11 protein-coding genes are annotated in these 10,289 nt (G+C 56.5%); 1 reads left to right on the top strand and 10 read right to left on the bottom strand.

Translation table 11 applies throughout. The annotated features are described in order from the left end of the window. The 5 genes from MPJ51_RS15330 to MPJ51_RS15310 all read right to left on the bottom strand — a co-directional run. A partial coding sequence (locus MPJ51_RS15330) for a sugar phosphate isomerase/epimerase (protein ID WP_298388521.1) occupies nt 1-794 on the bottom strand: 794 nt, incomplete at its 3' end. Further along, on the bottom strand, nt 791-2,086 hold the full coding sequence (locus MPJ51_RS15325) for a TRAP transporter large permease (RefSeq protein WP_298388519.1): 1,296 nt from the start codon (nt 2,084-2,086) through the stop codon (nt 791-793). The genes MPJ51_RS15330 and MPJ51_RS15325, both read right to left, overlap by 4 nt. Beyond that, nucleotides 2,083-2,658 (bottom strand): TRAP transporter small permease subunit, encoded by a 576-nt coding sequence (locus tag MPJ51_RS15320; protein ID WP_298388517.1) that lies wholly within the window; start codon nt 2,656-2,658, stop codon nt 2,083-2,085. Before MPJ51_RS15320 ends, MPJ51_RS15325 begins: the two co-directional genes overlap by 4 nt. A 30-nt stretch (nt 2,659-2,688) precedes the next feature. Further along, on the bottom strand, nt 2,689-3,699 hold the full coding sequence (gene dctP, locus MPJ51_RS15315) for a TRAP transporter substrate-binding protein DctP (RefSeq protein WP_298388516.1): 1,011 nt from the start codon (nt 3,697-3,699) through the stop codon (nt 2,689-2,691). 106 nt (nt 3,700-3,805) lie between these two features. After that, complete coding sequence (locus MPJ51_RS15310; RefSeq protein ID WP_298388513.1) at nt 3,806-4,879, bottom strand: Gfo/Idh/MocA family oxidoreductase; 1,074 nt, start codon at nt 4,877-4,879, stop codon at nt 3,806-3,808. 208 nt (nt 4,880-5,087) lie between these two features. Between MPJ51_RS15310 and MPJ51_RS15305 the strand changes: the two genes are divergently transcribed. Beyond that, complete coding sequence (locus MPJ51_RS15305; RefSeq protein WP_298388512.1) at nt 5,088-5,741, top strand: GntR family transcriptional regulator; 654 nt, start codon at nt 5,088-5,090, stop codon at nt 5,739-5,741. Nucleotides 5,742-5,781: 40 nt separating this feature from the next. Here the strand turns inward: MPJ51_RS15305 and MPJ51_RS15300 are convergent, their stop codons facing one another. The 5 genes from MPJ51_RS15300 to MPJ51_RS15280 form a co-directional block, all read right to left on the bottom strand. Then, on the bottom strand, nt 5,782-6,324 hold the full coding sequence (locus MPJ51_RS15300; RefSeq protein ID WP_298388510.1) for a hypothetical protein: 543 nt from the start codon (nt 6,322-6,324) through the stop codon (nt 5,782-5,784). A 12-nt stretch (nt 6,325-6,336) separates the two neighbouring features. Continuing rightward, complete coding sequence (locus tag MPJ51_RS15295; RefSeq protein WP_298388508.1) at nt 6,337-6,846, bottom strand: GNAT family N-acetyltransferase; 510 nt, start codon at nt 6,844-6,846, stop codon at nt 6,337-6,339. A 305-nt stretch (nt 6,847-7,151) separates the two neighbouring features. Continuing rightward, on the bottom strand, nt 7,152-8,663 hold the full coding sequence (locus MPJ51_RS15290) for a tripartite tricarboxylate transporter permease (protein ID WP_298388506.1): 1,512 nt from the start codon (nt 8,661-8,663) through the stop codon (nt 7,152-7,154). Nucleotide 8,664: 1 nt separating this feature from the next. Further along, a complete protein-coding gene (locus MPJ51_RS15285) occupies nt 8,665-9,147 on the bottom strand; it encodes a tripartite tricarboxylate transporter TctB family protein (protein WP_298388504.1) in 483 nt (160 codons plus the stop codon). Nucleotides 9,148-9,206: 59 nt separating this feature from the next. Continuing rightward, nucleotides 9,207-10,190 carry a tripartite tricarboxylate transporter substrate-binding protein gene (locus MPJ51_RS15280; protein ID WP_298388501.1) on the bottom strand — a complete coding sequence of 328 codons (984 nt, stop codon included), beginning with the start codon at nt 10,188-10,190 and terminating at the stop codon, nt 9,207-9,209. Nucleotides 10,191-10,289 lie beyond the last annotated feature (99 nt).

Raw genomic sequence — 10,289 nt, 5'->3', positions numbered from 1 at the left:
AGGTTCACCAGCGACCTGTAGCTGTCTCGGGCCAGTGTTCGGCCACCGGGTTGCGGTGCCGCTTCGTTAACACGCGCAATGGACCAGGGCCCTTTGTATCCGGCGCGGGACAATACCCGCACGAAACCCGCTAGGTTCAGCGACCCAAGCCCTGGCAGAAGCCCGAAATGCCGTTTGAGCCGACGTATATCCATCTCAAGCCGGGGTGCATCGGACAGTTGCACATGGAACAGCCGCTCTCCGGGAATGTCCCGAAGGCGGGCAGGTTTGGACCCGTCGGCAAGCGAGAAGAAGGAATTCAAGGCCAACCCCAAATGAGGGCTGTCAATCGCCTCGACAATGCGCAGCGCCTGCGCGTCCGAGTGAATAAGATCCGACCATGGCAAGCCCATATAGGCCAGACGCAGACCCATCTGTTTCGCGATCTCGGCTGCCTCGGCAAGGTCTGCGATGACCTGTTCTTCGGTGGCAGCGGCATCGACCTCGAAGGCAGACCCGATGAGCAGCAAGTCCGTTCCCAACTCGTTCATCAGGTCGAGTTTGCGCTTCAGCCGATCAAAGGCGCGCTCCCGCCCGGCATTGGGCTGTCCTTCAAGGTTATGGAAGGGTTGAAGCAGGCAAATCTTCAGGCCGAGGTCCGATGCAATATCCCGGATTCGCGATGGCGGCCCGTCGAAAGCGGTCAAATCCGGTTCGTGTAGTTCGACGCCGTTAAATCCGGCCCCGGCGATGGCCTGCAGTTTGTCGGCCAGATCACCGGGGATCGATGTTGTCGAAACCGAGAGACACATCATCCCTGATATCCAAACAGACGTGGCAGCCACAGGACCAGATCGGGCATCAGCATCATGATCACCAAAGCGAAGATGAGCACCGCCAAGAAGGCCCAGATTTCCGAGATGATTTCGCGCAGCGGAATGTCCGTCACGGCGTTGATCACAAAGAGCAAAATGCCATAAGGAGGTGTGATCAGGCCGATCATCGAGTTCACGACGACCAACACTCCGAAATGCACCAGATCGATCCCAAGCGCCTCGCAGGTGGGAATGAACAGGGGCACGATGACCAGAATGATCGTCGTCGCGTCCAAAACGCAGCCCAGCGCGAGGATCAGCAGATTGACGAGGATCAGGAACACAATCGGGCTGACGTCCGAGCCCTCCAGCAGGGCCGAGATCGACTGCGGGATTTGCTCTTGAATGACGATGAAGTTCAGAATGAACGCACCACCGATGACGACGCCCACAGCAGCGGACGACCGGGCACTATCCACGAAGACCTGATAGAGCCCCCGGAAAGTCAGCGCGCGATAGAACAACGCGGCCAGAAGCAAGGCGTAGAATGCTGCAACGGCGGCGGCTTCGGTCGGAGTGGTGACGCCGCCATATATACCGTACAGCAAGATTGCGGGCATCAGCAGCGCCGGGAACGCGTTGGCGGTTTTGGCAGGCAATTCGCGCAGCGGCACCGGTTCTTCCAACGCAAAATTACGCTTGCCAGCCAGATAGTAGTTCATCGCCATCAGGACGACGCCCATGATCAGGCCCGGCAGAATACCGGCTAGGAACAGCGACCCGATAGAGGCCTTAGAGACCAACGCATACAAAACCATCGGGATCGAGGGCGGAATGATCGGGCCAATCGTCGCCGACGCCGCCGTGATCGCCGCCGCATAACCCCGGCTGTAGCGGCCATCCTTGGTCATCATCTCAATGATGATCTTGCCGATGCCCGCAGCATCCGCGACAGCCGAGCCGGACATGCCTGAGAAGATCAGCGATGCCACCACGTTAACGTGGCCGAGGCCGCCCTTGAACCGGCCGACCGCAGCGACGCAGAAATTCAGCAGGCGGTCCGTGATCGACCCTGCGTTCATGATATTGGCGGCGACGATGAACAAAGGCACGGCAAGCAGGATCGTGCTTTTGTAAAATCCTTGCAGGATCTTCTCGCCCGCAAGGGCGACGTCCAGCCCGGCGGTGCCCAGATACACCAATGAGGCCAACAGGATGGAATAGCCGATAGGTGTCCCGATACCTGCCAAAACAAAAAGCGCCAGCAGGCACGAAAGAAGTTCAAAACTCATTTGCCTGCGTCCTCGTCGTCTTCACCGTCGACACGGGGATGATCGTCCACCACGTTAAATCCCACGACCATTTCAAGTTCGGTTTTAGGTGGCCCATTGCGCATGATGTCAAAGAACAGCCATCCATACCGCGCTGCTACGACCAGCATGAAGACCGCATAAATTGAGAACACGGTGCGCAACGGTATCTTCTCGCCCGAGAACGGATTGCGGACCGTCGCGGTTTTGCGGATTTTCATCCAGTCGATGTAGTCCCATGTCGGCAGGAAACTGTAGAGCATGCCCACCACGATTGCTGCGGCGGCCAGCATCGCAAAGATCTGACGCACGCGCATCGGCACCGAAAGGTAGATGATGTCGAACTTCACATGATCCCGCTCGCGCACGATGAACGCGCAGCTGAAGAAGATCACCCAGACCCAGAGGATGCCGATGAGTTCAAGCGTCCAACCGGCAGGGGTGAAGAAGTACCGCAGAAGAATTTGCAGAAGGAAGATCAGGAAGATTGCCGCCAGCATCCCGCCGGCAATCGCTTCGGTCAGCCGGGAGAACCCCTTTATGAAGCCTTTCATTGTGGTTCTCCCTCCCTTGTCTTACTGGGCTCAGTTGCCCAGAGCGTTGATCTGCTCCAGAACGCCGTCCGGCCATGATCCGGCGAACTCGCTTTCAAGATACATCGACTGCACCTGATCGCGGAACGCTGCGAGGTCGGGCTCGTAAACCTCCATGCCCTGCTCCTTGAGGAAGCTGACAAGGTCCTCTTCCTTCTGAAGCTGTTTCTGACGGCCCGATTCAGCCGCTGCGTCTGCCGCTTCCTGAACCTTGGCCTGCTGTTCCGGTGTCAGCCCATCCCAAACCTCTTTGCCGATGGCGATGTAGTTCAGGTCGACCAAGTGCGATGTCAGAATGATCTGGTTGGTCACTTCATAGAACTTGGCATCCACCACGGTTGGCAGCGGGTTATCCTGACCATCAACGGCACCGGTCGATAGGGCCGTGTAGACCTCGGAGAACGCCATCGGTGTCGGGGCGGCACCCAGCGCTTTGCCAAGGAACTGCCACGCATCCGTGCCCGGCATCCGCAGGTTCACGCCTTCCAAGTCGGCTGGCGTCGAGACTGTCAGTTCGTCCTTGGGCTGGCGCAGGTTCACCTGACGACGGCCCAGATACATGACCGACAGCAGTTTGACGCCCAGTTCTTCCTCGGCCTTTTGCTTGAATGCATCCATCAAGGGATCGTTGAAGACAGCCACCTGATGCGCGGCGTCCTGATGGACATAGCCTGCAGTAAAGATCGAAAACTCGGGGAAGAACTGTGCCAGTTCCTGCGCCGAGGTGATCGACATTTCCAGATTGCCACGGCTGATAGCGTCCAGTTCGGTCCCTTGGGCGAAGATGGTGCCGTTATAGCTGGGCTCATAACTTGCAAAATCGGCGATCATTGGCGCGAAAACCTCGGCCATGGCGACCGAACGCTGGTCGGTCTCCGATCCTGATGTTGCGAGGCGAAGTTGGACTTTGTCTTCCGCCAGCGCACCACTTGTCGCGCTAAACAGAACACCGGTTGCAACCAGGGCTGATACAGCAGCCCGGCGGGTAAGTTTGGTAATCACTTTGCTCCTCCCTGAGACATCATGATGCATTTTTCCGATTCTGAGTTTTGACCTATTTTGGACATTTTGCAATATTTTTTACAAAATATCAGATATTTTTCATTAACTACAGTCTCTGTTGCTGCATTTCCTGAAGGCTACTTATCCTGACAGTCTCACCAGTCCTGCAGGAATTCTGAATGGCTTCAATGACTTGAAGTGTCCTGAAACCTTCCCATCCAGACACAATCGGTTCTGCTTGATGCCGAGCAACTTCAACAAAGTGCCTGAGTTGATTGACCAGCGGATCAGAAGACCCCTTCTTCAGCGCGGTTGAAGAGATTGGCGTCCACCAATCCCTTTGCTCACTCTGGTAACTCCACAAACGAAGATCTGGGACCGACAACGACCCATGAGAGCCACCGATCATATAGCTACTCTCGGTGGTCGACGGATAGATTGGATATTCCTGAGACGTCATCTCCCAGCTCCATGGGGCGACGATGCTGTCGGACACACTTATGGTCCCGATCGCCCCACTTTCGAACGTCAACAGCGCACCAGCAACATCTTCGTTGTCATAACCGCGTTGCGACGCAGCTGACTGAGCCTGTACGGTCACGACCTCTCCGGCCAGGTACCGCAGCAGATCCACATCATGGACAAGATTGACCGAGATCGGCCCCGCACCAGGTTTCTTGCGCCAGGGCGCAGCGTCAAAATATCCGTCGGGCTTATAGAACCAGCAATTCGCATGGACAGCGCGGACATCTCCGATCTTCCCATCGACAATGGCTTCCTTAGCCGACCGGATCAGGGGATTGTGCCGACGATGATGTCCGACCATCAGCGGCACATTGGCCTTCTCCGCTGCTTGGACAAGCTCCAGTGCAGCGGTGGCTTCCACGGCGATCGGCTTTTCGACGAGAACGGGACAACCATGCTGAACACAGGTCAATCCTTGTTCGACATGAAGCGTGGTCGGGGTCGCAAGAACAGCCCCGTCCGGCGTCTGACTGGCAAACATTTCCTCAAGGGTCTCGTAGCATGCGACCCCGTGCTCAGCCGCGTAGGCACGGCCTTCGTCGCTGGGATCGACAACCGCGACGAGATCAACATGGCGCAACGCTCGGACAGCGTCTGCGTGGCGGCGTCCAACAAGGCCAATGCCGACAATGGCAATGCGAAAGTTCTGAGACACTTTGCTTCCTTCCCGGTGGTTCGGGAAACCCCGAACCCGATGTTTGCGACTGAGCTGCATTGCCCAATTGGAACATGACCGTATTGGGCTTTTCGCGATTCCACAATAATGTATGATATTTTTATTTTTACCATACATCGGTTTGGATTGCTGATGTCTGCAAAAAATGCTAATTGGATGAAGAAACCAAGAATATCGGGTGAAATGCATGGCGAAACAGCCGTCCACGATCGGGGCAAACACCTATCAGCGCATCAAGCGGGACATCATCTTCGGAGAGTTGCAGCCCGGCTCCAAACTGAAGCTGGACGCCCTGAAAGAGCGCTATTCGGCAAGCCTTTCGACACTTCGTGAAACCCTGAACAGGCTTGCCAGCGACGGATTTGTCGAAGCGCCCGAGCAACGGGGTTTCCTGGTCACGCCGGTCTCCCGCGAAGACCTGACCGAGATTTCGGAACTGCGCGTTCTGTTGGAATGCCACGCGTTGGAGTTGTCCATTGCGAACGGCGACACGGATTGGGAAGGCAACCTTGTTGCCGCACACCACAAACTGCACCTGATGGAACAGCAGCTTCTCAAGGGCGACGAGTCCGAGAAAGAAACCTGGAAACGATATGATTGGGAGTTTCACCAGGCGATGATCGCGGCCTGCAACTCCAGAAACCTTCTGTCTCTGCACTCGATCATCTACGACAAATATCTACGCTATCAGATGCTCGTGCTGACCTATCGCGGCGAAGAGGCTGTCAAAGAGCACAAGGGCATGTTCGATGCCGCCTTGGCCAGAGACGCCGACACGGCGAAGAGACTGCTGGAAGACCACATCCGAAATGGATTGGCTCATACTTTGGAGGCTCTGTAAGACGGCATGCTGAGTGCGTGCTTCGACGTCTTCGTCCAATTTAGAATAGCGCCTCAAATTCACGTCGAGACCTGAGGATCACCAACGGTACGGTTGGCGCAATGTGGTCAACCGCAGCGACTATGCGAGGCGCTACTCGTTTCTCGAATGTCCAGATATAGCTCAGAAATTCCCAATCTGGCAGTTGCTCAGGACAACCTTCTGCCATGTCCAGCCGCACTGTACCGTAGTTGGCCAGCACCCTCCGCGCTACGCCCAACAAAGATGTTCTGCGCGGGACCCGAACCCAAACCACAAGATCGGCGCGAGGCAGACGCAGATCAAACGTCGATACGGTTGTGCCATCCATCACCCACCGTTCCCGGTTGACCAGGTCAGCGACAATCTTGCGCTGTTCGTCGCGATCCCGGGTGCGCCATCCCGGTAACCAGCGAACGTCGCGATCATATGATTGGTATTCCAATCCGAAACGCTCACTGATTTTGAGCGACAGCGTACTTTTACCACCGCCAGAGCAACCGATGACCAAAACCCGATCCGCAATTGCGAGACGGTTTGCCGCTTCAGATATGGAGACTTCCATTGGCACAAGGGATCACGAAATCTGGTATGAATAAACGTTGTTCAGATATTTCTCGTCATCAATTTTGAAATGAGTCTCGCCAACATGCAGAAATCCCTGAGCCAGATAAAACGCAATTGCCGGATCATTCTCAGCGTTGGTTGCAAGCCAAACGGATTCAACCGCCGTTTCACGGCAGTGTTGTAGTGCTGCGCGCAGTAGGCGTTTGCCAATACCTTTACCATGATGGCGGGGCTGAACGTAAAAAGTGGAAATCTCTACATCAGAACATCCCGGCACCAGCGCTTTGCTCTCCGAGGAAACACGAATGAACCCGTCAATCCCTTCGGTGTTTTGCGAAACGAGCATGAACTGTTTGGGGTCTCGAATAAGCTTCTCTATCTTCGCCGGAGTGAATTCATCCGGGGCATAGTCGGCGAAAAAGGCGCTTACGCCCCGTTTCAGGTAGGTGCCGATCCACACTTCAAGAGAAATTGCTGCAATGCTGGAGGCATCTGAAATATCTGGTTGGCGGAGTTTCATACTTAACAATTCTTAACTTTCAAAAACATATTGATAAGAGAGCTTCCGAAGGAAGCAATGCCACCTCTGAAGAAGACCGCGGATATCCGCTGGCGACAAGGAACTACTTCGTTTTCGCAGCCCGCATCAATATTCGGAATGCCTTATCGCTTACCGCACAATTACCGCTAAGCGGACTAGGGCCAGGCCTCATTAATCCTGCACCATTGGCGTGCGAACCGAGGGAACGTCTGTTTTTCACTGCAAGCGCTGATGCGCCCGTGGGCTCCTTTAATTGAAACTCAGCTGGATTATGCAGGTCGCGTTTAATCGCCCTCGGCAACGCCTTCTGCTCGGGCCTTCGCGCGCCTTGCACGGTAACTAGGCAGCAGGACCAGAATTGCCGCGATCACCAACAGCGCCAGCGTCATCGGCCGTTCCCAAATGAACGCAACGCCATCGTAAAGCTGCATGGAGCGCGCGAAGTTGTCCTCCATCATGCCGCCCAGAATGAAGCCGATCAGCAGCGGCGCAAGCGGGTAGTCTTCGAATTTCAACGCGGTGGCACAGATGCCGAAGCCAACCAGCAACAACAGTTCGGTCGCATTGTTCTGCCCGATATAGGCCCCCATCAGCGTGAAAAACAGGATGAACGGGATCAGGTAGTTGCGCGGCACCGCCAGGATTCTGGCGATGTAGGGGATCAGAGGAAGGTTGAGGATCAAAAGCACGAGGTTGCCGATGAACATCGACATGATGACGGCCCAGAAAATCTGCGGCTCGTCGATCATCAAACGCGGCCCCGGCGTGACGTTCAGAGCGATAAGCGCGCCCAGCAGGATGGCCGTGGTGCCCGAGCCGGGAATTCCAAGGGTCAGAAGCGGCACAAAGGAACCGGTACAGGCAGCGTTGTTGGCCGTCTCGGGGGCTGCAAGACCCTTGATCGAACCTTTGCCGAATTCATCTTGTTCGTGCTTCGGCGCGATATTGCGTTCCACTGCATAGCCCAGAAAACTGGCGATCGTGGCGCCCGCCCCCGGCAGAACGCCGATAAAGAACCCCTGCAGAGATTGCCGCCCGATCACGGGCGCGATGGCCTTCGCCTCGGAACCCGTAATGCGGAGGTCCTTGATTTCACCATCGTCACCTTGCAGGTCTTTCGGCTTCAGAACCAGAAACAGGGCTTCGGGCAGAGCGAACATCGCCATGGCGAGCGTGATAAAGCCGAACCCGGATTGCAGATCCATGATGCCCATGGTGAAGCGTGGCAGGTTGAATAGCGCGCCCTCACCAACCGTTGCCATGATCAGCCCAAGGATGGCCATGATCATCGCCTTGGCCACCTGTCCGGTGCCCGCAAACGCTGCAATCGCGGAAAGCCCCACCACCATCAGCGCGAAATACTCCGCCGAATGAAACAGGAGCGCAACGGACGAGAGTGCCGGTGCGAAGATCATGAGAAGCAGCGCGCCTATCGTCCCACCTGCAAAGCTTGCTATGGCGGCAATCGTCAACGCCTTGCCCGCCTGACCCTGCCGCGCCATCGGGTAGCCGTCAAAGCTGGAAGCGACAGTGCCCGCGACCCCCGGCGCGTTCAGCAGGATCGAGGACGTCGAGCCACCAAAGATCGCGCCATAGTAGACACCCGCCAGCAGGATAAGGGCCGCGGAAGGATCGCCCATCGATATGGCAACGGGGATCATGATGGCGATGATCGACATAGGCCCAAGGCCCGGCAGCATTCCGATGAAAGTGCCGATCAGACAGCCTGCGATAACCATCAGCAGGTTTTGCAAGGACATGGCCGTTGTGAGGCCGATCAACAATCCTTCGAGCATGTCAGCCTCCGATGAAGCCCGGCAGGGGGCGCATGTAGATGCCAAGCACTTCCTGAACAAGAAACCAAATTGAAAACGCCGCGATCAGGGCGACCGGCAGCATGATATGCCATTTGCGTTCACCCAATATGTACGAGCCGAGGATCAGAAACGCCGATGTCGATATGAGAAAGCCCATCGGGCGCAGGCAGAGCGCATAGACCACCATCAAACCCAGCAGCAAAAGCGCCTGACCAAGGTGGTATTCCGTAAGGCGGTGGTAGTCGATATCCGCCTCTTTCGCCTCACCTTTCTCGAACCCCAGAAGGATAACGAGGGTGGTGAGTATGCCGAGAACCGAGAGCACTTTCGGAAACGTGCTGGGCCAGATGGGGTTGCGTTTCATGAAGGGGGCAAGACTGGCGTCCATCGTGAACCAGGCTGCGTAGCCATAGGTAAGGCAAACGCCCAACAGTACCAGCGCAATCCAACGGTCCAAAGCCATGTCGTCACCTCTGCGGTATGGGTAAGTCAGTGCGGAAGCCCGCACTGACGGGCTCGCGTTCAGAGGAAGCCGAGCTTCTTCATCAGATCGCCGATAGCCTTTTCCTGTGTTTCGAGGAAATTGAGAAAATCATCGCCCGAGTTGTGGATGTTGACCCAGCCGTTGCGGGCACGCACCGCTTCCCATTCGGGCGTGTCATACATCTTGGCGATGGCTTCCTGGTACACGGCCAGTTTGTCATCCGGCAACCCGGGCGCCGCAAAGAACCCGCGCCAATTGACAAAGGTGGTATCAATTCCCTGTTCCTTCATCGTCATCGCGTCCGGTGCAGCATCGACGCGCGCATCAGAGGTGACACCGATGATTTTCACCTCGCCCGCGTCGGCCAGATCGACAGCTTCCGAGAAACCGGTCGACAGGGCGGCAATCTCACCTGACAGCAGCGCGGCCATCGCCTTGCCACCCGCGTCATAGGGGATGTATTTCACCGCCAGTGCATCCTTGCCAGCCGCTTCCATCACCATGGCCGCAACCAGATGGTCCATGCCACCCGGAACCGAGCCACCGCCAATGGCGGTTGCGCGTGGGTCCGCTTCAAATGCGGCGATCAGGTCTGCCATCGAATTGATCGGGCTATCCTTGCCCACAACTATCGCCGCGTAATCGCCGATTGTGCCCGAGACCAAAGTCAGGTCGCGGAAGTTATGTGGAAAGACGCCCGTCAGGGATCGGATCACGATGGGGGTCGAATTGACCATCAGCGTGCCATGGTTGCTGTCGGCGTTTTCGATCAGATAACCGATGGCCTTGCCGCCGCCGCCACCCGACATGTTCTCGTAGGACGCCGTTCCGACGAGCCCGGATTCGGTCAGGGCTTCGCCCGTGCCCCGGGCGGTACCATCCCAGCCACCGCCTGCGCCACCAGGGATCAGAAAGTGAATGCTGTCCAGAACCTGGTCACCATCAGCCGCAACCGGCCCTACCAAACCAAAGGCGGCGACAGCCGCAATTAGGGACCGACGGCCCAGTTTTAAATTCGACATCTTGTCCTCCCATTTGACAATTGCCCGCTTGGCGGCTCATTTGATGGTCAAGAAAGCACGTAAACCTGACACCAACCTGTCACACAGAGAAACTCGTCT

The sequence above is a fragment of the Ruegeria sp. genome (assembly GCF_028066395.1).
In the GTDB taxonomy this organism is placed as follows: Bacteria; Pseudomonadota; Alphaproteobacteria; order Rhodobacterales; family Rhodobacteraceae; genus Ruegeria.
This window is presented reverse-complemented; position numbering and strand designations above follow the sequence as displayed.

Coding starts and splice junctions, on each gene's coding strand:
- MPJ51_RS15300 (WP_298388510.1), bottom strand. CDS start 6,324: ATGGAAGTCTCCATATCTGAAGCGGCAAACCGTCTCGCAATTGCGGAT.
- MPJ51_RS15290 (WP_298388506.1), bottom strand. CDS start 8,663: ATGCTCGAAGGATTGTTGATCGGCCTCACAACGGCCATGTCCTTGCAA.
- MPJ51_RS15285 (WP_298388504.1), bottom strand. CDS start 9,147: ATGGCTTTGGACCGTTGGATTGCGCTGGTACTGTTGGGCGTTTGCCTT.
- MPJ51_RS15325 (WP_298388519.1), bottom strand. CDS start 2,086: ATGAGTTTTGAACTTCTTTCGTGCCTGCTGGCGCTTTTTGTTTTGGCA.
- MPJ51_RS15305 (WP_298388512.1), top strand. CDS start 5,088: ATGGCGAAACAGCCGTCCACGATCGGGGCAAACACCTATCAGCGCATC.
- MPJ51_RS15320 (WP_298388517.1), bottom strand. CDS start 2,658: ATGAAAGGCTTCATAAAGGGGTTCTCCCGGCTGACCGAAGCGATTGCC.
- MPJ51_RS15280 (WP_298388501.1), bottom strand. CDS start 10,190: ATGTCGAATTTAAAACTGGGCCGTCGGTCCCTAATTGCGGCTGTCGCC.
- MPJ51_RS15295 (WP_298388508.1), bottom strand. CDS start 6,846: ATGAAACTCCGCCAACCAGATATTTCAGATGCCTCCAGCATTGCAGCA.